Origin of the sequence: Methanocorpusculum bavaricum DSM 4179, assembly GCF_000430905.1 — an archaeon.
GTDB classification, from domain to species: Archaea; Halobacteriota; Methanomicrobia; order Methanomicrobiales; family Methanocorpusculaceae; genus Methanocorpusculum; species Methanocorpusculum parvum.
The window spans coordinates 71,509-93,361 of sequence record NZ_KE387268.1 but is presented as its reverse complement, the minus strand read 5'-3'; the positions used below and the strand labels follow the sequence as shown (position 1 = coordinate 93,361).

26 protein-coding genes are annotated in these 21,853 nt (G+C 53.4%); 23 read left to right on the top strand and 3 right to left on the bottom strand.

Features of this window, described 5'->3' with window-relative positions; translation table 11 throughout:
• Positions 1-8: 8 nt before the first annotated feature.
• Positions 9-1,778: a methyl coenzyme M reductase system, component A2 gene (atwA, locus tag H575_RS07010; protein WP_042699986.1), complete on the bottom strand. Its 1,770-nt coding sequence runs from the start codon at positions 1,776-1,778 to the stop codon at positions 9-11.
• 149 nt (positions 1,779-1,927) lie between these two features.
• Positions 1,928-2,752 carry an HAD-IC family P-type ATPase gene (locus H575_RS07005; RefSeq protein ID WP_042699984.1) on the bottom strand — a complete coding sequence of 275 codons (825 nt, stop codon included), beginning with the start codon at positions 2,750-2,752 and terminating at the stop codon, positions 1,928-1,930.
• A 73-nt stretch (positions 2,753-2,825) separates the two neighbouring features.
• Between H575_RS07005 and H575_RS07000 the strand changes: the two genes are divergently transcribed.
• From H575_RS07000 to H575_RS06890, 23 genes are all read left to right on the top strand, one after another.
• A complete protein-coding gene (locus H575_RS07000; protein ID WP_042699981.1) occupies positions 2,826-3,785 on the top strand; it encodes a ribose 1,5-bisphosphate isomerase in 960 nt (319 codons plus the stop codon).
• Between the two features lies 1 nt (position 3,786).
• Complete coding sequence (locus tag H575_RS06995) at positions 3,787-4,998, top strand: RuBisCO large subunit C-terminal-like domain-containing protein (RefSeq protein ID WP_042699978.1); 1,212 nt, start codon at positions 3,787-3,789, stop codon at positions 4,996-4,998.
• 111 nt (positions 4,999-5,109) lie between these two features.
• The gene (dapF, locus tag H575_RS06990) at positions 5,110-5,934 is read left to right on the top strand and encodes a diaminopimelate epimerase (protein ID WP_245241219.1); all 825 of its coding nucleotides are present in this window, start codon (positions 5,110-5,112) and stop codon (positions 5,932-5,934) included.
• A gap of 147 nt (positions 5,935-6,081) precedes the next feature.
• A complete protein-coding gene (locus H575_RS06985; RefSeq protein ID WP_042699975.1) occupies positions 6,082-6,570 on the top strand; it encodes a hypothetical protein in 489 nt (162 codons plus the stop codon).
• Positions 6,567-6,806, top strand: coding sequence for a DUF2109 domain-containing protein (locus tag H575_RS06980; protein ID WP_042699973.1), 240 nt, complete (start codon positions 6,567-6,569; stop codon positions 6,804-6,806). The genes H575_RS06985 and H575_RS06980 overlap by 4 nt, the downstream gene beginning before the upstream one ends.
• The gene (locus H575_RS06975) at positions 6,803-7,042 is read left to right on the top strand and encodes a DUF2108 domain-containing protein (RefSeq protein WP_042699970.1); all 240 of its coding nucleotides are present in this window, start codon (positions 6,803-6,805) and stop codon (positions 7,040-7,042) included. The genes H575_RS06980 and H575_RS06975 overlap by 4 nt, the downstream gene beginning before the upstream one ends.
• Positions 7,039-7,281 carry a DUF2107 family protein gene (locus H575_RS06970; RefSeq protein WP_042699968.1) on the top strand — a complete coding sequence of 81 codons (243 nt, stop codon included), beginning with the start codon at positions 7,039-7,041 and terminating at the stop codon, positions 7,279-7,281. Before H575_RS06975 ends, H575_RS06970 begins: the two co-directional genes overlap by 4 nt.
• Entirely contained in the window at positions 7,278-7,790 is a 513-nt protein-coding gene (locus H575_RS06965; protein WP_042699966.1) for an EhaF family protein, read from the top strand. The genes H575_RS06970 and H575_RS06965 overlap by 4 nt, the downstream gene beginning before the upstream one ends.
• The gene (locus H575_RS06960; protein ID WP_042699963.1) at positions 7,787-8,407 is read left to right on the top strand and encodes an EhaG family protein; all 621 of its coding nucleotides are present in this window, start codon (positions 7,787-7,789) and stop codon (positions 8,405-8,407) included. Before H575_RS06965 ends, H575_RS06960 begins: the two co-directional genes overlap by 4 nt.
• Positions 8,404-9,045 carry a membrane protein gene (locus H575_RS06955; RefSeq protein WP_042699959.1) on the top strand — a complete coding sequence of 214 codons (642 nt, stop codon included), beginning with the start codon at positions 8,404-8,406 and terminating at the stop codon, positions 9,043-9,045. The genes H575_RS06960 and H575_RS06955 overlap by 4 nt, the downstream gene beginning before the upstream one ends.
• A gap of 2 nt (positions 9,046-9,047) precedes the next feature.
• Positions 9,048-9,239, top strand: coding sequence for a hypothetical protein (locus H575_RS06950; protein WP_042699955.1), 192 nt, complete (start codon positions 9,048-9,050; stop codon positions 9,237-9,239).
• Between the two features lies 1 nt (position 9,240).
• Positions 9,241-10,095 carry a respiratory chain complex I subunit 1 family protein gene (locus H575_RS06945; protein WP_042699952.1) on the top strand — a complete coding sequence of 285 codons (855 nt, stop codon included), beginning with the start codon at positions 9,241-9,243 and terminating at the stop codon, positions 10,093-10,095.
• The gene (locus H575_RS09430) at positions 10,092-10,340 is read left to right on the top strand and encodes a hypothetical protein (protein ID WP_042699949.1); all 249 of its coding nucleotides are present in this window, start codon (positions 10,092-10,094) and stop codon (positions 10,338-10,340) included. Before H575_RS06945 ends, H575_RS09430 begins: the two co-directional genes overlap by 4 nt.
• Complete coding sequence (locus H575_RS09425) at positions 10,337-10,696, top strand: DUF1959 family protein (protein ID WP_042699946.1); 360 nt, start codon at positions 10,337-10,339, stop codon at positions 10,694-10,696. The genes H575_RS09430 and H575_RS09425 overlap by 4 nt, the downstream gene beginning before the upstream one ends.
• The gene (locus H575_RS06930) at positions 10,693-11,172 is read left to right on the top strand and encodes an NADH-quinone oxidoreductase subunit B family protein (protein WP_042699944.1); all 480 of its coding nucleotides are present in this window, start codon (positions 10,693-10,695) and stop codon (positions 11,170-11,172) included. The genes H575_RS09425 and H575_RS06930 overlap by 4 nt, the downstream gene beginning before the upstream one ends.
• Entirely contained in the window at positions 11,169-12,254 is a 1,086-nt protein-coding gene (locus H575_RS06925; RefSeq protein ID WP_042699942.1) for a hydrogenase large subunit, read from the top strand. Before H575_RS06930 ends, H575_RS06925 begins: the two co-directional genes overlap by 4 nt.
• A 1-nt stretch (position 12,255) precedes the next feature.
• A complete protein-coding gene (locus tag H575_RS06920) occupies positions 12,256-12,852 on the top strand; it encodes a 4Fe-4S binding protein (RefSeq protein ID WP_042699939.1) in 597 nt (198 codons plus the stop codon).
• Positions 12,853-14,553 carry a formylmethanofuran dehydrogenase subunit A gene (locus H575_RS06915; RefSeq protein ID WP_042699936.1) on the top strand — a complete coding sequence of 567 codons (1,701 nt, stop codon included), beginning with the start codon at positions 12,853-12,855 and terminating at the stop codon, positions 14,551-14,553. It begins immediately after the preceding gene.
• Entirely contained in the window at positions 14,550-15,320 is a 771-nt protein-coding gene (locus H575_RS06910) for a formylmethanofuran dehydrogenase subunit C (protein WP_042699933.1), read from the top strand. Before H575_RS06915 ends, H575_RS06910 begins: the two co-directional genes overlap by 4 nt.
• Before the next feature lie 195 nt (positions 15,321-15,515).
• The gene (gene argH, locus H575_RS06905) at positions 15,516-16,994 is read left to right on the top strand and encodes an argininosuccinate lyase (RefSeq protein WP_042699931.1); all 1,479 of its coding nucleotides are present in this window, start codon (positions 15,516-15,518) and stop codon (positions 16,992-16,994) included.
• Positions 16,991-18,226, top strand: a complete 1,236-nt coding sequence (gene gatD, locus H575_RS06900; RefSeq protein ID WP_042699928.1) for a Glu-tRNA(Gln) amidotransferase subunit GatD — start codon at positions 16,991-16,993, stop codon at positions 18,224-18,226. The genes argH and gatD overlap by 4 nt, the downstream gene beginning before the upstream one ends.
• Entirely contained in the window at positions 18,226-20,055 is a 1,830-nt protein-coding gene (gatE, locus tag H575_RS06895; RefSeq protein ID WP_042699925.1) for a Glu-tRNA(Gln) amidotransferase subunit GatE, read from the top strand. Before gatD ends, gatE begins: the two co-directional genes overlap by 1 nt.
• Before the next feature lie 67 nt (positions 20,056-20,122).
• Positions 20,123-20,401: a DUF5350 domain-containing protein gene (locus H575_RS06890; RefSeq protein WP_011832954.1), complete on the top strand. Its 279-nt coding sequence runs from the start codon at positions 20,123-20,125 to the stop codon at positions 20,399-20,401.
• A gap of 176 nt (positions 20,402-20,577) precedes the next feature.
• Here H575_RS06890 and H575_RS06885 read toward each other — a convergent pair whose 3' ends face one another.
• Positions 20,578-21,822, bottom strand: coding sequence for a tRNA (N(6)-L-threonylcarbamoyladenosine(37)-C(2))-methylthiotransferase (locus tag H575_RS06885; protein WP_095642074.1), 1,245 nt, complete (start codon positions 21,820-21,822; stop codon positions 20,578-20,580).
• Between the last annotated feature and the right edge of the window lie 31 nt (positions 21,823-21,853).

The window sequence follows — 21,853 nt, the reverse complement described above, 5'->3', positions numbered from 1 at the left end:
ATCCTGACCTACATCTCAAACATTTCATCGGTCGTTTCATGCAGAGCACCTTCGGTTGCTTCCGCTTCCGGCGCTCCTCCGGCGAGGGTCACTTTCTTCGGCGTGCCGGTCTCTGCCCGCGCCCTTTCCTTTTCGACGGCATTGCGCATAACGATCTTTTCATCCTCGGATAGATTGTCGAGCACCTCATGGGTCGGACCGATGTCGATGATCTTGCCGCCGCGCATGAACATACATCTGTCGCAGACATCGCGTACAAACTCCATGTCATGGGAAACGATCACAAATGTCTCATCCATCTCTTCCCTGGCATGCATGATCGAGTGCTTGACATCGACTTTGGTGATGGGATCCATAGTTCCCGTCGGCTCATCAAGAAGTATGATGCGCGGTTCGCGGATCAGGATCTGCGCGAGAGCTACCCGGTGCTTTTCTCCTTCCGAAAGGCTTGCCGGCAGTCTGTGCAGAACATCTTTTGCCTTCTTTTCGGTGAAACCTGCCATTCGAAGAGTGATAAGCGCTTTTCTGGTCGCAAGTTCTTTGGGGAACTCAAGGCCGATAGCATCGGTCAGGTTGTCGATGACGGTTCTGTGAGGATACAGATCGTACTCCTGATGAAGCAGACCGATATACTGTTTTGCCCGTCCGCGGAAGAGATATCCCGGTTTTGACATATCGATCCATTCATCCCCGATCCTGACGTTGAGTTTTCCTGACGTCGGTTCATACAGACCCGCGATCATCTTGGAGAGCGTGGTCTTGCCTCCGCCGGATACGCCGATGATCCCGAAGATCTCCCGTTCATTGATCTCGAAGGTGATATCGTTTACCGCGTTGATAACTCCACGGTCAACGGCGATGAATTTTTTGAGCAGGTTTTCCGCACGGATGATCGGGTCGCCGAAGATCTGATCGGTGTAGACACGGTCGTCGTGATAACCTTTCATGAACTCTTCAACGATCTCATCGGGCGTGCCGATCAGGGTTATTTTTCCATCGTCCAGGAGCACTGCCCGATCACAGACATCCTCCAGAACCTGGGAAAAGTGGGAGGTGACGATCATTCCCATATTGTTTTCCTTGGCGGCTTTCTTCAAAAGATCATGGACGATCCTGGCCGTTTTCGGATCAAGGGTGCCGGTTGGTTCATCGGCACATAAAAAGAGCGGTTCCCTGGCAAGCTGACGTGCCAAAACGACACGCTGTTTTTCGCCGCCGGAAAGATCACGGGATATATGCATCATCCTGTGGGTGAGTCTGACTTCATCGAGTAAGTCGGCTGCACGTGATATGGCTTTTTCCGAGGGATAGTTTATGTCGTCTAGAGCGCGAAGAACATTTTCGATGACCCGGTCATCCCCGTAGAGGGCAAACGTCCGCTGGAACATCAGCGAAGTCCGTGCCATTATCTGGGCTTTGAGTCTCTCGTTTTCCGGTTTCCAGAAATCGATATCTTCAGCAGCAAGCGTGTCGCCGCAGGCGGGACAGGGTTTCCCGGCATCACTCTGGAACTCGATTTTTCCGCATTTTGGACAGCGGGATATATGATAGATGATAGTTCCGGACGTTGGAGCCTGATCGATTCCGCGGATCAGATGGATGAGTACGGTCTTTCCGCAGCCGCTTCTGCCGATAACACCCACGATCTCTCCTTCGGAGATTTCCAGATTGATGTTATCCAGGACCCTGACCATTTCGGCTGATTTCTCGAGGCAATCTTCCGTTGAGGCTGGAAAGTCCATGATGAGGTCCTTTATCGTGATAAACGGGGTTGTCATATGTTCTTCCTTCTATAATGGTATGTGTTTGTTTTACGGAGTTATTAGTTTTTAGAAGAGGGTCTGCGGATCTCAGATCTTGGGGGCAGATGCATCTGAAGGCATATTATCATATTATATATGTGCAAAACCGAGACCGGCATGCGGCCTCAGGAACTTTCAGTGTTCAGTTTGTCCACGATCCCGACCACGTCACGGATATCTTCGATGATATAGGATGCCTGTCTGCAGAGTGCTTCGGGCCGATCGCTTTTCTGCTGGACGGTTAAAATAGAGACATCGGCAGCCCGCATGGCAGAGAGGTCGTTGATCCCGTCTCCGACCATGACGACGACATCATATTCATCTTTGAGGCTTGTTACGATCCTTGCTTTCGTAACCGGCGTTGCCACCCCGTGGACCCGTTCCCGGGGAATGCCGATCTTGTCAGCGATCAGTTCGAGTTTTGAGGTCCGGTCCCCGGAAGCGATATAGACCGCGACGCCTTTCAGATGCAGCGCCGAGATCATCTCCCTCACTCCCGGAAACGGATAGCCGGCGGCGGCGATCGTAAACTCGATCTCGCCTGTCCGGAGATTGACGATGATGCCGGCGTTCATCGCAAATGACTCGGCTTCCCGGGAAACGATCTTCCAGCAGGCGCGGATGACCTCCTGCATATCGGAGACCAGGCACACGGGATCGGAAAAAAGGATCGCGGCCACGCAATCGGCGTCGATGATCTTTCTCCCGCAGCTGATGCCGAATACCACATCGATCTCCTTGAGGTACTCGGAGAAGTTCTTTTCCGGAGGTATCTGCATCATCTCGGTCGAGCTGATATTCAGCAGAACAAGGATCCTGTCCGGATCCTCAAACGTCAGCATTGTCGTTTCCGGACTGTTGTTCAGCAAGAGACCGCTTTTTATATTTTTGACGGCGCGATTCGTTTTCAGAAGCGTTCCGGCACTGTCAAAAACTACTCCGACAGACATTATCCTCCTCTTTTTGGATGGAACATGGTTCGACCCTCAGTTATTTAATCTTAGACTCCAATCAGTAATATAAATGAGCATCAACGACACAGCCGATAAAATCATCTCGATGGAGATTCGCGGCGCCGGAAAGATTGCCCGGGAAGCAGTTTCTGCGCTTCGTGATCATGCCGAAACTCTGCCCCGGACAGGAGATGTATCGATATTCATCCGTGAGATGGAACTTGCGGCGGATCTTCTTCTCGCGACCCGGCCGACAGCCGTCTCTCTTCCCAATGCAGTGCAGATCGTTATGCGGGATGTCCGCTCAGCCAGCAATGAAGAGGCTGCACGAAGAATTCTGCGGGAAAAAGCGAACGAGTTTATCTGGTCATCAAGAACAGCTCTCGACCGGATCTCGGTGATGGGCGCAAACCATATCCCTGACGGCAGTGTCGTGATGACGCACTGCAACTCGAGTGCGGCTCTTGGAAGCATCATCGAGGCAAAACGGCAGGGAAAGGATATCGAGGTCTATGCGACAGAGGTCCGGCCGTGGAACCAGGGAAGGATCACGATAAAAACGCTCAACGATCATGAGATCCCGACCACGTATATTGTGGATTCGGCGGCACGGACCATGATGAAAGAGGTCGATCTCGTTATTGTAGGGGCAGACGCAATAACCGTGAACGGAGCGGTCGTGAATAAGATCGGGACATCCCAGATCGCTCTTTGCGCCCACGAGGCAAGGAAAAATGTCATCGTTACGGCAGAGACATACAAGTTTGCCCCGCGAACGATCCTCGGCGAGCGGATCCAGATCGAGGAACGCCCGACAAACGAAGTTCTTCCTGACGATATTGCAGCAGGACTGCCGTTTGTCCGCATCAAAAACCCCGTGTTTGATGTTACGCCGGCTGAATACATAGATCTGATAATTACCGAAGCAGGAGCGATACCCCCTCACCTTGCCTTCACCATCATGCGTGAATACCTTGGATGGGGACTGGGAGAGCTGCAGAACCAGTTTCTAAGTCTGGAGAAAGACTAACATGAATGACCTGATTGCAACCTATTACTTTAAACCAAAAGCAGGAGTGACGCCTGAGTACGCCGCCCAGGCGATCTCAGAAGAACAGACGACCGGCACCTGGACCGGGATTTCCACCGTGAACGAGAAGACCGCATACGTTCATGCCTATGACGGCGAAGTCCTTGAGCTTGCGCCTTCGGGTTCAGGTTTCCAAACGAAACTTAGTTTCCCTTATGAAATTTTTGAGCCGGGAAACATCCCCCAGTATCTCTCGGTCGTCGCAGGAAACCTGTTCGGTCTTGGAAAACTAGAAGCCGTCAGACTTCTTGACATCGAGATCCCGAAGGGTCTTGACGGGACCGGACCGAAGTTCGGCATAGAAGGCATCAGAAAGATCTGCGGAACTGAAACCAGCCGCCGCCCCCACGTCGGCACGATCATCAAACCAAAAGTCGGTCTGAACCCGAAGGATACGGCTGAGGTGGCCTACGAGGCGGCGCTTGGCGGTGTCGATCTGATCAAAGACGATGAGACCCTGACCGATCAGAAGTTCTGTCCGCTGATGGTCAGGCTCGAGATGGTGATGGATGCACTTGAGCGGGCAAAGGAGGAGACGGGACGGGAGGTTTTGTATGCCCTGAACGTCACCACCGGAGGGGACAGGATCCTGGAAATCGCTTCCAATGCCGTAAAAGCAGGCGCCAACATGCTGATGGTCGATGTTCTGACGGCCGGTTTCTCAGCGGTCCAGTGCCTTGCGTCCGAGCCGTCGATCAACGTTCCGATCCATGTCCACCGGACGATGCACGGAGCGCTGACAAGAAATCCCGAACACGGTATCGCGATGCGGCCGATCGCCAAACTGGTTCGCGTCTGCGGAGGAGATCAGCTCCACACAGGAACGGTTTCCGGGAAGATGGGCGGAAAAGCCGATGAGATCCTGGGGGACAACAGGGCCCTTACCGGTCCTGCGGGAAAGCTTCTCACGGTGTTTCCGGTGGCTTCGGGCGGCCTTCACCCGGGAAAAGTCAATGCCGAGATCACTACGCTTGGAAACGAGATCGTTCTCCAGGCAGGAGGCGGGATCCACGGCCATCCGGACGGTACCGCGGCCGGAGCACGGGCGATGCGCCAGGCAGTGGATGCGGCATTGGCGGGCGTGAGTGCGAACGAGTATGCAAAGACCCATATCGAGCTGCAGAAAGCGCTGGACATCTGGGGTTCTGTGTAAAAGAGGAGCATTTTTACCCGGTGACGGGAGGGCTCCACACCCTGTTTTTATCAGATTTCTGTCTCTTTGGAGTAATGAGTATAAATCTTCAGGAGCACATATACTAGTATTATGACCATCAAGTTCCCGAAGCATGACGTTATGTCGATAGCATTCACAAAACTTCACGGAAACGGGAATGACTTTATTCTGATCGATGAGATGAATCAGGTCATTATTCCGGATGAAATGAAGGCGCAGTTTGCAGTTGTGTACTGTGACCGGAGATTCGGTATCGGCGGAGACGGTGTGCTCTTTATCTCCAAATCCGATAAGGCGGACATCCGCATGAGACTCTTCCAGCCCGATGCAAGCGAGGCTGAGATGTGCGGCAACGGGATCCGCTGTCTTGCAAAATATGCATTCGATAAGGAGTATGTGAAAAAGAAAGCCTTTGCCGTCGAAACACTCGCCGGCGTGATGCAGGTCCGCGTGGGATATGACAATGAAGGGGATTTCATGGCGACCATCGATATGGGAGCGGCAGCATATCAGGAGAGCTGTGAGATCGAAGGGATGACCGTATATTCAGTGAACACCGGTGTTCCCCATGCTGTCGTTTTCGTCGGAGATGTTGAAGGGATCGATATTGATAAAGTGGCGCCGAAGATCCGGCACCACCCGAGATTTCCGAAAGGGACCAATGTCAACTTTGTTCAGATCACCGGACAGTCGGAGATCGTCATCCGGACCTTTGAACGCGGTGTTGAGGGAGAGACACTTTCATGCGGCACCGGATCAACGGCCTCGGCGCTTATTGCGGCAAAGGCCGGAAAGGTGTTTGGAAATCCCATTCACGTCAAAACAGCCGGCGGTCCGCTTGACATCACAGTCGGCGATATCCCTCAGATGACAGGGCCGGCTTCTACCGTCTTTGTCGGAGAAATCAGATATTAACCCCTTTTTTTGAAACGGCCGGTCCGTATCTTCTGCAGTCAAAGGCCGCGACATATGGCCAAATGCAACACCTTTATTTAACCTAATGTCAATACCTAACTAACTAGCACTTTCCCCATTTCCTTTCAGACGTCCGGATGAAATATTATGATCGATGTAATCCCCGCTATTCCCATTGCTGCCGTGATCTGCCTTCTGCTTTTTACCGCACTTGATTTCTTGTGGAAACTGCCCAAACAGGGCGGTGTTTCCGGAGCAGATGTGATTGGAAAAGAGCTGGAAAAAAGCGGAGGAGACCGAAACGGCGGATGGATGATCGGAAACCTCATCTCATCGCCGGATGCATCGGCAGGCACGCTTCTTGCCGCATGCGGCTATTATGTGTGGGGTATATGGGGGGCACTCATCTCGATCGTTCTTGTATATATCGGTGCACGCATCTGTGCGGACAAGGGATTTGCAGGAACGAGCGGAGCTGTTTGTGCCACACTGATCATCTGGACACTCACCTCATTTGCCGGGTTCCCTCCCGAGTCCTTCATCGCGGGGTGTGTTGTCGCGATATTCCTCGTTGAAGGGATCTCTGCAAAATATGCAAGCCGCATCCTTGGAAAACTCTGGAGGAAAGTCTCATGATCGTTGAGGGGATCTGTGTGGTCATCGCCGTGTACTGTGCGGTCCGTGCAGTTTTCGAGCCGAAAACGCTGAAAAAACTGCCGTACCTCAACGTGATGAACTTCGCCGTCGCCGGAACGATCGTCCTCTTGATCCCGCATCCGATAACAGTTTTTGCGGCAATTGCCTACTTCATAGGAGCGACCCTTGAATCGAATGCGATCGCAAGCACCTTTGCTCAGCTGGAGGGAGAATGACGGATTTGATTCTGATACTGGCAATCTTCCTGGCTCTCTTTGGAGGGATCGCTGCGCTTGTCGTGAGATCAGCTTTTGACAAACTGATCTGTCTTGGCATTCTTACAGCTGGGGCAGTCCTCTTCCTTGTGGAAAAAGGATATCTCGATGCGGCGATCGTGGTCTCTCTCCTGATGCCTGTCGGCACGATCTTTATCCTTCTTCTTCTCGGCAAAAAGCGGGAGGCTGCCAAATGATTCTGCCGTATGAGTTTCTTATCGGGTGCATCCTCCTGCTGGCAGGTGTGATCTTCACGGCATTTCCCCGGGAAAAAACCTATCTTACACGGCTGATCAATCTGGAAGTCGCTGAATTCGGTCTGGTGTTCATCATGCTCGGCTTCAATGAAACGCTCGCCTTGGTCACGTTTGTTGCCGTGAACATCGTAACTACACTGATCTTTGTCAGAGTGATCGAGAAAAAGGAGGCAGCATGAAAGAGGAGCGGAGCCGCAAAAACTGTCCGGCAGAAACGGCAGGCGGAGTATGTTCACCATTCCAGAAACTTTCCGGGTATCTTTCGACGATCGAAAATCTGCCGAAACTTTATGCGATCTGCGTCTGTCTGATCGCTATCTTCGGGCTCTGCAGTGTCCCGTTCATTTCATATGAGGAGGATCAGCTTTACCCCAAGTCGCTGGATCCTTCCAGTTCCCTGGATCCGTATGACCGGGGAGGAGTGCCGTTCACGGAACCTGCCGTGATCATTGCCCAGTATCCGGAAAATGCTCCGGCACTCGGATATGTGACCGCGTATCTGACGCCGCTAAGTCAGCTCCTTGCAGATTACACGCTCCACCTTGGGACAACGATCGTTGCCCACCCGGGAGGCATTCTTGATGAGATCCTCTACTACACACGCGGGTTTGACACCATCGTTGAAGCCAGCATCCTGTTCTGCGCATTCTGGATAGCAGCATATCTTTACCGGAGGTCTAAGGAATGATCGAGTTATTTGCCGGGATGGATGTAATCTATAAAATCGGACTTGCCGTCGCATTTATTGCGATAATAATCGCATTTTCCGCGATACTCAGAGAGAAAGACGGGATCCACCTGCTTATCATCGTTGATCTGATCGAGATCACCGGTCTTGTCGTGATCGCGCTTCTTGCAACCGATCTCGCCGAGGCGCTCATTCTTCCCGGCCTCGTTGTAGGCATTGCCGAGATAATGGCGGTATCGGAGCTTTGGCTCGTAAAAGAGGGACTGCAGAACGTCCGCCCGGCCCGCCGTCTCGACATCGAGGTCATGCACACAGCGCCGCCGATCATCGGCGCCCTTCTTACGGCATACGGTATCTTCCTGACAGGATTCACCGGCGGTCTCATCGCGGGCCTCGGCCTTGCCCTGTTCTTCCTCGGCAAATCGACGACCGAAAATTTCCTTTCATCAGAAACCGCATCCGGATATGCCTGGGTCCTGTGGGTGACGGCGTTTTTGATCTTCATCCTCTTCCCGAGTCAGTGGTTCCTTGCTCTTATGGCCGCCGCGGTCGGGATAATGATCAAGGTGATGGCAAAAATAGCTCTGGTCGGGACCATGCGGGGTGACGGATCATGATGGAGTCTATACTCGTAACGATACCTTTTGGCGACATGATCCATTATCTTTCGGGATATACGGTGATCCTGTTTGCATTTGCAGCGATGTTCATCCTTCTTGCCGTGATCTCCCTGCCGGAAAAACCGGTCGACATCGTATTCGGCACAGACGGCTATACCCTGAAAGAGACCCCGAAGGATCTTTCCAGATTCCAGCGGTTTATGGCGGCCGCCTGCGGGATCGCGACGATTGGCGCGATCGTTACGGGCGATATATTCAACTTCACGCTCTTTGCCGCGTTCATCGGCGTTTTGAACATCGGGATCATCGCCGGCGTGAAAAATACTCATGTTCTTTCAGCAGGATTTTCGTACGGTCTTGTCGTGATGATGGGGACAGTGCCTCTGTTTGCCGGCGCCGCCATAATCGCCGCCTCGACTGGAACGCTTTCCATCTGGGAACTGGCGGCGGCCGGAGGAGTCCCCCTGGTTGCGAAACTTCTCCTGCTGATCGGAGTTCTTGGCGAAGGCATGGCTCCATTCTATATAGGTAAAGCCGAGATAACGCGGGCGTCCGGAGCTCCGTATATCCTGATGATCCATGTGAGTTCGCTCCTGCTCTTCCTGCGGGTGGTTGAGATCCTTATGACGGTGTGATCATGAAAAAAACAGCATACATCTTACTTGCAGCCCTCTTTGTCTGCACAGCAGTCATCTCGGCCGTGCTCGTCGACGCGAATCCTTACTGGATCCTTCTGCTGATCATATCGGTCCCGGGATTTTTTGTCTCAGCGGTCCTTGCAGTATGCGCCTGTTCAAAAGACGGAGATGTTCCGTTTGTGGGGTACTGACATGATCGCGTTCCTTCTTCTCCTGATATTTGCCGTCTTCTTCGGCCTTCTCCTGCACGGGATCCACCGCAAAGTCATCGCAAGGATCCAGAAACGTCCGGGACCGCCGATCTGGCAGGAGATACTGCACACACTGAAGTTCGCCTTCAAACAGACATGGATCCCGAAAACGGCCAGTCAGGTCATGTATGTCGCGATCATTCTGATCGCGATAGGCATCTGGACCGCGGCACTGTATGTGGTCTGGATCGGCGGGAGTCTGCTGCTGATCTTCGCATTTTACATGCTCCATAAGATCGTGGAACACGGGACCGGTCTTTCTTCGGGGTCACCCTACACCAAGTTCGGCGCGATAAGATCGGTCATGTCGGCGGCTGCCGAACTCCCGCTGCTCGTCACTGTATCGGTGATCTATCTTTTTACCGGGACGCTTTCTCTCTCAGAAATATCGGCATGGGAAGCGGCAAATGTTCCGCTCATCGGCATCGCACTGCCTGCGGCGGTCTCCATGTATCTCATCATCCTCTCGAAGGCGCACTACGGACCGTTCTCCGTGATAGAGGCAAAGGAGCTCGTCTCCGGCTACTGGACAGAACACTTCGGGGGATGGCGGGCGCTTTTGAACATTGCCCTTTCGCTGAAAACATTCGTGCTGATCACCGTCTTCATCATCGTGTTCATCGGGATCCTTCCCTGGTGGCTGTTTTTGATCGTCATGCTTCTTGTGATGGTGTCGGTCTCGTTTATCTGTGCCTCAACACCTATGCTTACACCGTACAACACGGTCCTCATCCAGACGATCTGGACGATCGTCGTCTGTGTGTACGGAGTCGTCGTCTGGCTGGTGATATCATGAAATATATTCCGTTAGCTGCATGCATCTCTGTGGCTTTTTATGTCGTTCTGATGCTGCTCGAAGCCTCGCTTCATCCGGCGATCCTTCCGGGTGCTATGATCGGGGCGGTCCTTTTGGGGATCCTTGCCGCCGCTTTTGTCTGGAAGAGCGATCATGCCAAACATCTTGGCGAGGTGATCCTCATCTGGATCATGGTTCTCGGATTTATCATCTACGGACTTTTGCGTTTTGGAGGGCTGTTATGAAACTCGCGTATGAAAGGGATCTGACCCCCATGAAACTGACATCGCTCAGCGGTGTCCGGCAGAATGACGTGACGATCGCGCTGGCAAACCGCCTCGGCATCTCACGTCAGCGTATGCGGAGAATTCTGATCCAAAAATGTGATCTGATGACATTGGAAAATCTTGGACCCAGATATGACGCAGCCGAGATACAGGCTAGGTCCGACGAGATCGGAGATGCCCTGTCTCTGCCGCATCTCTCAACAGCGGCCGGGATCCTCACAAAAGAACGGGCGGATCACTACCGCGCTCTTGCCGGGGAAAAAGACGCCGTAACTGCAGATATTCTCAGGATGATCCTGGAGGAGATATCATGAGTGTTCTGCAGCAGATAAAAAATGCCGTTCGTCAGCGTTCGATCCATGTATGTTATGTAAATACCGGATCCTGTAACGGATGCGATATCGAGATCCTCGCCTGTCTTGCCCCGAGGTATGATATAGAACAATACGGGATCTATGTCCACAACAATCCAAGAGAGGCCGATGTGATCCTTGTGACAGGCGGCATGTCTCCCCAGTGGATCGATAAATTGCCCGATTTGTGGGGTCGTGTACCTGACCCGAAAGCGGTCGTGACTATTGGAAACTGCCCGATATCGGGATGTGTATTCAACCGGCCGGGTAAACTGATCGATCCGCCGGTCAGTAAATATATCCCGGTCACGGCGGCGGTACCCGGATGTCCGCCGAGTCCGACGGAGATCATCACCGCGATCCTCGGCGCGGCAGACATACTGTTCAGGGATTATGAGGTTTCGCAGAAGGAGAAGGAAGGAGGGCAGAAGAAATGAAAAAAGTCGTTGATGTATCCCTGCCAGTCGGACCGGTCCATCCCTGTTTTAAGGAACCCTGCAGGATCAAATGTGAAACGCGGGGAGAACGGGTCGTGACCACCGAAGTGGAACTCGGATACGTAAAGAAAGGGATCGAAAAGATCATGGTCGGGCGGCCCTGGCAGGAGACGATCTTTCTTGCAGAGAGGGTCTGCGGGATATGTTCTGTCGTCCACAATACGGTGATCGTTGAAGCTCTGGAAAAGATCAGCGGGATCACGGTTCCAAGAAGGGCAGAACTCCTCCGCTTGATCTTGAACGAACTTGACCGTATCCAGAGTCATCTTCTTGCAAACTACTCATACTGCTACACGATCGAGCATGAAACGCTTGGCATGTACCTGCTTAATCTCCGTGAGACCGCGATGGATTCGATCGAACTCATGACCGGGACACGGATCATGGCGGCCTATGTGGTTCCCGGGGGAGTTCGTGAAGATCTGTCCGCAGAGAATGCGGCAGCCATCCTTGCAGGCACCTATCATATGGAGAAGGAACTCAAACGCTTTGTAAAGATGTTTGAGACCGGACCGATGATCGGTCTCAGGTCAAAAGGGATCGGCGTCCTTTCCATGCAAGATGCCCAGGCATCGGGTGTGGTCGGCCCGACTGCCCGTGCTGCAGGCCTTCCCCGCGATGCAAGAAAGGCTGACCCTCTCTATCTGGAGATGGGGTGGCATATGATCACGAGAACTGAAAGTGACAACTTTTCCCGGATAATGCTCAGGTTCGACGAACTCTTCCAGTCTCTGAATCTGATCAGAAATGCCGTCGCCGCTCTTGAACCCGGAAAGATCCGCAACGGCGGAGAGATGAAAGCAGGCAGGATCAAACACACGATCGAAGCGCCAAGGGGTGATCTCACCTACGACATCGAGATAGACGCGGCCGGACAGGTGGTTTCTGTCTCGATCCAGACGCCGTCTATTCCAAACATCGAAGTGGCGACCCATGCGATGATGAAAGATCTGGCATCTGCTGCTGATGTAACATCGACGTTCATCAGTGCTGACCCCTGTATAGCCTGCGCGGAGCGGTAGAATGACCCTGTTTACCTATGTTCATGAGTTCCTGCGCCTTTCCTGGCTGAAGGCATTTTTTACGGTAAAGACAGCGCCCCTGACAAAACCATCCTACTTCCGGGATTTTCCGGAGCTGACCGGAAAGGAATGCACCCACTGTCTTGCCTGCAAAATGATCTGCCCCTGTCCGGGCGCGATCGATGTGGTCCAGACGCACGGCGTGTGGAATCCCCAGATCACGCAGGGTCATTGTGTCCGGTGCGGATACTGCGTGGAGGCATGTCCGGAAGATGTCCTGACCAGCGGGGATCTGCTGGCACGAAAACATGCCCAGGGCCTTGTCTTTACGCATGAATACATCGTAAAAATCGATACGGACCTCTGCACAGGCTGCGGAAACTGCACGACCGCGTGCCCCGCAAATCACGAGTTCGATCCGCTGATCAGTGCAGGCGGGACCTCGAACTCTCAGGAGGGGGTCATCCGGGTCGAGCATGGTAAAAATAAGGTCATGCACAATGAACGCTGCAAAGGATGCAAAGTGTGTATGGAAACCTGTCCAAACGGTGCGATCCATGTGATTCGAAACGTGACTGCGGTCCAGGAGGAGGCGTAAATGAACTATATCATCAAAAATGCCTATGTCGTCGACCCGGTCAACAAAATATCCGGCGAAAAGATGGATATCTTTGTTGCCGACGGCAGGATCACTGACGAGGAGCCGAAAAATGCCGAGATCATTGACGCCGGAGGATTCCTGACACTTCCGGGAGGTATCGATTCCCATACGCATATCTGCGGGACAAAGGTCAACTTCGGCCGATATATGAGTCCGGAGGATATGCGGGCCGGCCGTGCTCCGCGGAGAAACGGGATGCGGGCCGTTTCCGGATACAGCATCCCGACAACCTACGGGAACAGTTACCGGTATGCCCAGATGGGGTACACGACCCTCACCGAAGGCGCCATGGCCCCGCTGGAAGCCCGCCACACGCACGAAGAATTTAAAAACACCCCTCTGCAGGACGGACTCATTCTGACCCTCTTCGACGGAGACTGGGGCGTGATGCGGGCAGTAGCCTCCGGCGATATCAAACGGGCCGCCGCGCTTATAGCCTGGCGCCTGGATGCAGTCAAAGGATACGGCGTGAAACTCACCAACCCGCTCGGCGCCGAGATGTGGAGCTGGGGAAAAAATGTGGAATGCATGCGAAAACCGATCCCCGAGTTCGACCTCAGTTCGGCGGAGTACATCAAAGGCGTGATCGAGGCAAACGAGATGCTGGATCTCCCGCATTCGGTCCACCTCCACTGTAATAATCTGGGCAAACCGGGAAACTTCACCTGCACGATCGGCTCGATGGGGCTCGTTCCTGATCTGAACCCAAAACGGCAGACCTGTTATCTCACGCATGTCCAGTTCCATTCATACGGCGGGACCGGATGGGGAGATTTCTGTTCGAAGGCCGAACCGGTCGCAAACATGGTGAATCTGCGCCCGCAGATCACCATCGATATGGGCCAGGTGATGTTTGGACGGACCACGACCATGACGGCGGACGGTCCGATGGAATTCAACCTGTACCGTCTCCATCAGGACAAATGGAGTAACCATGATGTCGAGATGGAGACCGCATCCGGTGTCATTCCGGTGATCTACCGGCGGAAAAATCTGGTGAACAGCATCATGTGGGCGATCGGTCTCGAACTTGCCCTTCTCGTGAAAAACCCGTGGCAGTGTATGCTGACGACCGACAGCCCGAACGGAGCGCCGTTTGTCAAATATCCCGAGATCATCGGACTTCTGATGAGCAAGGAATACCGTGACCGTGAGTTTGCCACCATCCACCCAAAGACCGAAAGCCGGGTTGTTCTTCCTGCGCTGGACCGTGAGCTGACCTTCGAAGAGATCGCCGTAATGACCCGGGCGGGTCAGGCGCGTGCTCTTGGTCTTATCGACAGAGGGAAAGGACATCTCGGGCCAGGAGCCGAAGCCGATATAGCGGTCTATCCGTTCAGACCCGACAGACTCGACCCGTCAAAACAGTATGCAGAAGTCATCAGAGGGTTCGCACAGACAAAATACACGATGAAAGCTGGTGTTCTGATATCCAAAGACGACACGATCCTTGCCGACAAACAGAACCGGATCTTCTGGTGCAGCCCGAAAGTTCCGGAGAAGTATGATATGGCGAAAGATCCGGATCTCATCAAAACCTTTGAGAACAATTACTCGATACGCATGGAAAATTATGCGGTCGATGAGAAGTTCTATCTTTCAGGCAGTGTGAAGATCGAGACGGAGACGCGATTATGAGACGGATAACCCTGATCTTACGCGAGGAGATCGATCCATTTCTGCCGATCGAAGCAGAATCGATCAGCCCTGAGATCCTGTCAAAGAGGATCGACGTGCCGGTTTATGTGGGAAATGAGCAGAAGCTGCTCAAGGATGTCTTCTACATCAGAGTTGACGGGGAGGCAGCCGGCCCTTCGGCGACCGAGATCATTCTGGTCGGTGACTGTCATCAGGTCAAACGTATCGGCGAATACATGACCGACGGGAAGATCATTGTCGAAGGGGACATCGGGATGCACTGCGGGGATTTTATGAGCGGCGGCACGATCGAGATCATGGGTGATGCCGGACACTGGCTTGGTCGTGAAATGCTTGGCGGAAAGATCATCTGTCATGGAAATGCCGGTAACTACTGCGGCTCCGGGTATCGGGGCGGAAGAAAAGGTGTCAGAGGCGGCCAGATCTTTGTTGAGGGAAACGTCGGTGACTACTGCGCCGAGTGTCTGTTTGGCGGCCTGGTCCACGTAAAAGGAAATGCCGGCATCCATGCCGGAGGTAATATGAAGGGCGGCAAACTCCTGATCGAAGGAGACTGTCTGATGCCCTGCGGAGATATGTTCGACGGAGAAGCGACGATCTACGGCCATGTTACGGATTTCCTTCCAACATTTGTACAGACAGGTCACATAACCGAAAAGGGACACAGACTCACGGTTTTCAAAGGTGATATGGCGCACAGAAACCCGAAAGGGACCCTGCGTGTAGGATCGTTCGAGCGAATCTGAGAAAACTATTCTGGACGCATACAGCAGAGCGGATCATGCAGAGCTTTTCTCATTATCCCTTCCTCTTTTTTCTCTCAAATGGAGATGAGCTGATATTTCTTCTGATGAAAAAACTGTGCGGCAGCTTTTCTTACTGCATGCACTCAACCATTTTAACTCCTCCGAACCAAATAATTACACAGGTTTAGAGTTTACATGGCAAAAGATCAGATTCGTAACGGAAGACTGGAAGGCGGACGTTCTGCCCTGGTAGAACAGTATCTTTCCTCAATGGAAGCTGACCGAGAGATAGCGGACAGCGATATCCGGGTTGATATCGCGCATATCCTGATGCTTAGAAAACAGGATCTGATCGATGCAGTATCTGCAAAAAAACTGCTCACGACGCTGCTGGGCTATATGGAAAACGGTCTTCCTGCCGATGTATTCGATATGACCCGCGAGGATATCCATGCCGGGATCGAAGCTCAGCTCATGGCTGATGCTGGTTCTGATGCGGGCGGGCGGATGCATCTTGGCAGGAGCAGAAATGACGAGGTTGCGACCTGTCTTCGCATGCGGACCCGTGAACTCCTCATCGACACGCTGACCGCCTTGTTTGAGCTGCGTCAGTCTCTGATCTCCCGTGCAGAGGAGCATACGACCACAATAATGCCGGGTTTTACGCATCTTCAGCACGCTCAGCCGACAACGCTGGCTCATTACCTTCTGGCCTACGAAAGCCTCTTTGCCCGTGACACTGCCCGTCTCTTCGATGCCTACACGCGTGTCAACATCTCCCCTCTTGGATCGGCCGCCTTTGCCGGAACGGGTTTTGCTATCGACAGAAATCTCACTGCCGCGTATCTCGGATTTGCAAACCCTATGGAAAACAGTATGGATGCCGTGGCGAATCGTGACTTCATCGCAGAAACACTCAGTTCGCTTGCGATCCTGATGACGAACATCAGCCGCATCTGTGAAGAGCTGATCCTCTGGTCAACGTCATTTGTCAGATTCGTTGATCTGAATGACGCTTACTGTTCGACAAGCAGCATCATGCCCCAGAAGAAAAATCCTGACACGCTCGAGATCATGCGGGCAAAAAGCGCCGCCGTGATCGGAGAACTGACAGCAGCCCTCACGCTGATCAAATCGCTTCCCATGAGCTACAACCGCGATCTGCAGGATCTGAACCCGCATCTCTGGAACGCCTTCCGTCAGACGAATATGTCTCTGCCCCTTCTGGCAGAAATCATTTCTACTGCAGAGTTCAATGTGCCTGTGATGAAAAAGCAGGCTTCGGCCGGCAATACGACCGCCACCGAGCTTGCTGATTTCCTTGTCCGCGAGTACGGCATCCCGTTCAGGACCGCACACAACATCGTCGGACGCGCCGTGAAACTCGGATCTCTCGAGCTCGACGTCGTGGATGCCGCGGCAAAAGATCTTGCGTCGATCTCGCTGAAAGAGAAGGGACTGACCGAAGAAACCATCAAAAAAGTCCTTCATCCGGCAACGATCCTCCGGCAGAAGCAGAGTTTCGGTTCGCCGAATCCGAAGATGATGAAAAAAGCCGTAAAAGTGGCAGACATCCGGCTGGTCCAGGATCAGGTGACCGCCGATATCCTGCAGGATCAGCTCAGAGATGCGGATGAAAAAATGAAAACAGCCATACAGGAGCTAGATTTATGAGTCTGAACAACAGTGATCCGGTAACCGTAAGATTTGCGGGAGTCGAGATGGACGGTATTTATATCAACCGTTCCGGTGAGAATGCGATCGTAAAACTTTCAAGCGGATACAATATCTGTGTCCCGACCTCCCTCTGCTCCGCAAAAGAACAGACGGTCCCTGCAGAAAAACCCCGCGTGCTGCCGATAAAACAGGATCCGGCTCTGCCGCTTCTTTCAATAATATCGACCGGCGGAACGATCGCAAGCACCGTCGATTACCGGACCGGGGCCGTTTCCTCCAGATTTACAGCCGAGGACATACTCCGCAGCATCCCTGAACTTGCAGGGATCGCACGGTATCACACCCTTCAGCCGTTTCAGGTCCTTTCTGAAAACATGAATCCTGCCATGTGGCAGGAGCTTGCCGGAACGATCCATGACGAGATCCTGCACGGGTCAGAGGGGATCATCATCACCCATGGTACAGACACGATGCTCTACAGCGCGGCGGCGGTTTCCTTTATGCTGGACACTCCCGTTCCGGTCGTGTTTGTCGGGGCGCAGAGGAGCGCCGACCGTCCAAGCAGTGATAATGCGATGAATGCGATCTGCTCGGCGAAAGCGGCCGTCAGTCAGATGGGAGAGGTCGTTGTCTGTATGCATGCGAACGAGAGCGATACGACCTGTGCTCTTCACCGGGCGACCCGGGTCCGCAAAAATCACACCTCACGCCGTGACGCGTTCCAAAGCATCGGACGTGGTCCTGTCGGAGAAGTGAGTTATCCCGACGGAACGGTCGTTCCTGCAAAAGATGCGGTCCTTCGCGGAACAAAGGAGCTCCGCCTCGCGAATAATCTTGAACCGTCCTGCGGTCTCCTGCAGTATTATCCAGGCATGGATCCGGCAGTCTTTGACGCCTTCAAAGGTTACAAAGGTCTCGTGATCGCGGGAACGGGTCTTGGACATGTGGGAACAGACTGTATCAGCCGGATCGCCGGTCTTACGGCGTCAGGAACTACCATCATCATGACGTCCCAGTGTCAGGCGGGAAGCGTTTGTGACCGCGTGTATGAGACCGGCCGTGATCTTCTGGATGCCGGCATCATCGAAGGAGGAAGCATGCTTCCCGAGGTGGCACTCGTGAAACTGATGTGGGTGCTTGGAAATGCAACGCGAAAAGAGGATATCCGCCGTCTGATCAGGACAAACCTCAAGGGTGAACTTGAATATGATCTTTGGAGGTATGCATAATGGATTATGAAGCAGTCGGTCTGAAAGCAGGACTTGAGATCCACCAGCAGCTGAACACGAAAGAAAAGCTGTTCTGCCACTCGCCGACGGTCATCCGTGACTCGGCGGAACACACAGGCGAGGTCAGCAGATATCTGCGTGTCGCCGTATCTGAGATGGGGGACGTTGACCGGGCGGCAAAGGAAGAGCTGATGAACCAGCGTCTTTTCACATATTACACGTATGATACCACCGGTCTTGTCGAGATCGATGAAGAGCCGCCCGCACCCCTCAACCCGGATGCGCTGGACATCGTTTTGACGATCGCCAAGATGTTTGAGATGACGCCCCTTCCGGAGATCCATACGATGCGCAAGATGATCGTGGACGGCTCGGCGACCAGCGGTTTCCAGAGAACTGCCCTGGTCGCGCTGAACGGAGCGATCGAGCACGCCTGCAGGGTGGAAACGGTCGCGGTAGAAGAGGAGGCATGTCAGCGTGTCGAAGACACGATTTTCTCTGTCGACAGACTGGGAATCCCGCTCATCGAGATCACCACCTCTCCCTGCATGAAGACCCCGGAAGAGGTCCATGACATCGCCCAGTATATCGGGATGACGCTGCGTTCGACCGGCCGGGTCAAGCGCGGGATCGGCACGATCCGGCAGGATGTCAATGTCTCGATCAGAGACGGCGCACGAGTGGAGATAAAAGGCGTCCAGGAGCTCGATCTTATCGCTGAGGTCGTCCGCCGCGAGGTCCAGAGGCAGCTCTCGCTGCTTGCGATCCGGGATGAACTCCAGGCAAGAAATGCACTGGTGAACGGAGAAGTGTATGATGTCACCTCTGTTTTTGCCAGGACCCAGTCCCAGGTCCTGAAGAAAGCACGCGTGATCCTTGGAACCGTGCTCCACGGATTTAACGGCCTTGTCGGTCTGGAGATCCAGCCGGATCGCCGTCTGGGCTCGGAGATGTCTGATTACGCCAAGAAATGCGGGGTGGGCGGACTTTTCCATACGGACGAACTGCCGGCCTACGGCGTGACCGAGGAGGAGGTCCATGTTCTGAAAGAGACCCTCGGCGCCGGACCTGAGGACGCCGTCGTTATCGTTGCATCTACGGAACAGAAATGCCGGTGCGCCATGCAGATGATCATCCGCCGGGCGAAGATGGCGTTCGAAGGTGTTCCCGAAGAGACCAGAAAGATGCTGGAAGGAGGTTCGACCGCCTACATGCGTCCGCTTCCGGGCGCTGCGCGAATGTATCCGGAAACTGATATTCTCCCGGTCCCCGTTACCAAAGAGTACTGGGAGAGCATTGCAGCCCCTGAGCTTTTGACGGTGAAAGCAGAGCGGTTTGTCGCCGAATACGGACTCGACCCCGGTATGGCACGGCAGATGGCGTTCTCTGAAGAACTTCCGCTGTTCGAGCGCGCAGTATCCGAAGGGATCCGGCCGGTGTTTGCCGCACGAACGATCCTTGCCTCTCTTAAAGAGCTGTCACGAGCGGGCATCTCCTCCGACGCTTTATCCGATGACGCGATCATTGCCGTCATGAAGACGGTCGAGGCCGGAAACGCCGCTAAAGAGGCTGTTTTAGATATTCTCACGGCATGCGCCAAAGGAATGTCAGTCTCCGATGCGGTATCGCGGGTCGCTCCCGCATTCTCCCGCGAAGAGCTTCAGGATCTGGTACATGGTATCGTGAACGACCGTGTGGAGTTCATCCGCACCCGCGGGAAAGCGGCTCTGGGCCCGGTCATGGGCGTAATCATGAAGGAGGTCAGGGGAAGGATCGACGGGAAAGTCGTTTCCGAAGTACTGGATGAGGAACTTGGCCGGATCATCTGAGGTTATACAGGTGAAGCATAGAGATATGTTTAAGTGAATGGGGCACTAACAAAATACGGAGTTCAATATGGGTAAGACAGGAAGTATCAACTGGCACCAGGTAAAAGGTGTCAACGGTCAGATTCGCCTTGTCCCGCAGAAAGAGGGAGAGGTCAAAAAGCCCGGACCGAATCAGAGATTCAAGAGAGCAAGCATCGTCTCCAAGATTGAGAGCCGCATGGCAAACAATCCGCAGCAGGGACGCGGACGCGGACGCGGGCCGAAGATCGCAGATCAGCGTATCCGCCGCCGGATCCGCCGCTCGAAGAAATCGATGATGGGCGCAAAAGCAAAAGCAAAGCGTTAACATTTCTCATCAATTTTTTTACATTAACATCAATACATGATGCGGAACCCCGCGTCATTATTTTTCTCTTGTTTTAGAAAGCAGAACTAATTAGCGCATACGCTTCTCTTCAGGCAGTATATCCGGGATATCCCGCGGCGTATAACGAATAAAAAAAGAGGACCGTCTTTTTCGGATCAGATCAGCTCCCCGATCAGATAATGACGCCGGTGTCCGGTTATTTTTACCCGGATCTCTGTTCCGATCGGGATATCCTGCATAACCACGATGTTCTGATAGGTCCGATCGCGCGCCGTGACACTGCCCAATTTCACCACTTCTGTCACGACTGCCTTGAGAATACGGCCGATCATCTCTGCATTATTGGCATCATACACCGAGTTTGCCGCCGTGGTAAGCTCCCGCGAACGCTGTTTTTTTATCTGTTCCGGGATCTTTTTCATCTTTGCGGCAGGCGTGTTTTGCCGCACGGAAAAGCGGGTAATATTCACCTTCCCGGGTTTTGTCCGCCGGATCTGTTCCACAGACGCCGCCGCATCTTCATCCGTCTCACCGGAAAATCCGGCGATATAATCCGTGCTTATCCGGATATCGGGAAACGCTTCCCGCGCCCTTGTACAGATCTCTTCATACTGGGCAGAGGTATAGCGGCGCCCCATCAGTCTGAGGACAGGGTCAGACCCGGACTGAACCGGTATGTGCAGAAACAAAAAGATCTTCGGATCCTGCAGAGCTTCAAGAAAATCATCGAGAAGCGGCAGGAGCGTATCAGGATTTGCCATCCCGATCCTGATCATAAAATGACCCGGGAGCTTACAGAGCGCCCTGAGGAGATCGGGAAGTCTCTTTCCGTCGTTTCGGTCCATCCCCCAGGAGGAGGTGTCCTGAGCGGTCAGCTGGATCTCGGACGCTCCCGCTTTGATGATGCTTTCGGCCTGCCGGAGAATATCCTCTGCCGGAAAACTCACCAGTTTTCCCCGCGCGAGCCGGGTTATGCAGTAGGTACAATGACCATTACATCCCCGGGCGATCTGGAGAACACCATTTGTTCCGGAATGCGCCGTTGCGACCTCCATATAGCAGGCGTGGATATGATCCGGATCGATGATATGGATATGCGGATACCTGGTTTCGAGAACCTCTTTTGCGACCGGAGGCAGACATCCGGTAACAAACAGGAGTTTTTCTGCATAACAATCCAGACGTTCATACATGTGCTGCTCGGTCCTCCCGATCACCACGCAGGTATTGATCAAAACCGCGTCCGCCTGATCTGCCGACAAAGCAGGAACACATCCCTGACTTCTCGCGATCTCCATAAGCTTCTCGGTATCCCCTGCATTATAGGTACACCCGTAGGTTTCGGTAAAAATGGAGAGATTTTTCAGAAGCTTCAGTGATCCGGCGGTTTGTGCGTCCATGAGTACCTTACTATTTTCTGCCCGCAGATAA

Excerpts from the sequence above, each read along its gene's own strand:
- H575_RS06980 (WP_042699973.1), top strand. The coding sequence starts at position 6,567 with ATGATCGTTGAGGGGATCTGTGTGGTCATCGCCGTGTACTGTGCGGTC.
- H575_RS06885 (WP_095642074.1), bottom strand. The coding sequence starts at position 21,822 with ATGGACGCACAAACCGCCGGATCACTGAAGCTTCTGAAAAATCTCTCC.
- H575_RS06970 (WP_042699968.1), top strand. The coding sequence starts at position 7,039 with ATGATTCTGCCGTATGAGTTTCTTATCGGGTGCATCCTCCTGCTGGCA.
- gatE (WP_042699925.1), top strand. The coding sequence starts at position 18,226 with ATGGATTATGAAGCAGTCGGTCTGAAAGCAGGACTTGAGATCCACCAG.
- H575_RS06985 (WP_042699975.1), top strand. The coding sequence starts at position 6,082 with ATGATCGATGTAATCCCCGCTATTCCCATTGCTGCCGTGATCTGCCTT.
- H575_RS09430 (WP_042699949.1), top strand. The coding sequence starts at position 10,092 with ATGAAATATATTCCGTTAGCTGCATGCATCTCTGTGGCTTTTTATGTC.
- H575_RS06920 (WP_042699939.1), top strand. The coding sequence starts at position 12,256 with ATGACCCTGTTTACCTATGTTCATGAGTTCCTGCGCCTTTCCTGGCTG.
- H575_RS06930 (WP_042699944.1), top strand. The coding sequence starts at position 10,693 with ATGAGTGTTCTGCAGCAGATAAAAAATGCCGTTCGTCAGCGTTCGATC.
- H575_RS06995 (WP_042699978.1), top strand. The coding sequence starts at position 3,787 with ATGAATGACCTGATTGCAACCTATTACTTTAAACCAAAAGCAGGAGTG.
- gatD (WP_042699928.1), top strand. The coding sequence starts at position 16,991 with ATGAGTCTGAACAACAGTGATCCGGTAACCGTAAGATTTGCGGGAGTC.
- H575_RS09425 (WP_042699946.1), top strand. The coding sequence starts at position 10,337 with ATGAAACTCGCGTATGAAAGGGATCTGACCCCCATGAAACTGACATCG.
- H575_RS06910 (WP_042699933.1), top strand. The coding sequence starts at position 14,550 with ATGAGACGGATAACCCTGATCTTACGCGAGGAGATCGATCCATTTCTG.
- H575_RS06890 (WP_011832954.1), top strand. The coding sequence starts at position 20,123 with ATGGGTAAGACAGGAAGTATCAACTGGCACCAGGTAAAAGGTGTCAAC.
- H575_RS06945 (WP_042699952.1), top strand. The coding sequence starts at position 9,241 with ATGATCGCGTTCCTTCTTCTCCTGATATTTGCCGTCTTCTTCGGCCTT.
- H575_RS07005 (WP_042699984.1), bottom strand. The coding sequence starts at position 2,752 with ATGTCTGTCGGAGTAGTTTTTGACAGTGCCGGAACGCTTCTGAAAACG.
- H575_RS06960 (WP_042699963.1), top strand. The coding sequence starts at position 7,787 with ATGATCGAGTTATTTGCCGGGATGGATGTAATCTATAAAATCGGACTT.
- H575_RS06950 (WP_042699955.1), top strand. The coding sequence starts at position 9,048 with ATGAAAAAAACAGCATACATCTTACTTGCAGCCCTCTTTGTCTGCACA.
- H575_RS06925 (WP_042699942.1), top strand. The coding sequence starts at position 11,169 with ATGAAAAAAGTCGTTGATGTATCCCTGCCAGTCGGACCGGTCCATCCC.
- H575_RS07000 (WP_042699981.1), top strand. The coding sequence starts at position 2,826 with ATGAGCATCAACGACACAGCCGATAAAATCATCTCGATGGAGATTCGC.
- H575_RS06975 (WP_042699970.1), top strand. The coding sequence starts at position 6,803 with ATGACGGATTTGATTCTGATACTGGCAATCTTCCTGGCTCTCTTTGGA.
- H575_RS06915 (WP_042699936.1), top strand. The coding sequence starts at position 12,853 with ATGAACTATATCATCAAAAATGCCTATGTCGTCGACCCGGTCAACAAA.
- H575_RS06955 (WP_042699959.1), top strand. The coding sequence starts at position 8,404 with ATGATGGAGTCTATACTCGTAACGATACCTTTTGGCGACATGATCCAT.
- H575_RS06965 (WP_042699966.1), top strand. The coding sequence starts at position 7,278 with ATGAAAGAGGAGCGGAGCCGCAAAAACTGTCCGGCAGAAACGGCAGGC.
- dapF (WP_245241219.1), top strand. The coding sequence starts at position 5,110 with ATGACCATCAAGTTCCCGAAGCATGACGTTATGTCGATAGCATTCACA.
- atwA (WP_042699986.1), bottom strand. The coding sequence starts at position 1,778 with ATGACAACCCCGTTTATCACGATAAAGGACCTCATCATGGACTTTCCA.
- argH (WP_042699931.1), top strand. The coding sequence starts at position 15,516 with ATGGCAAAAGATCAGATTCGTAACGGAAGACTGGAAGGCGGACGTTCT.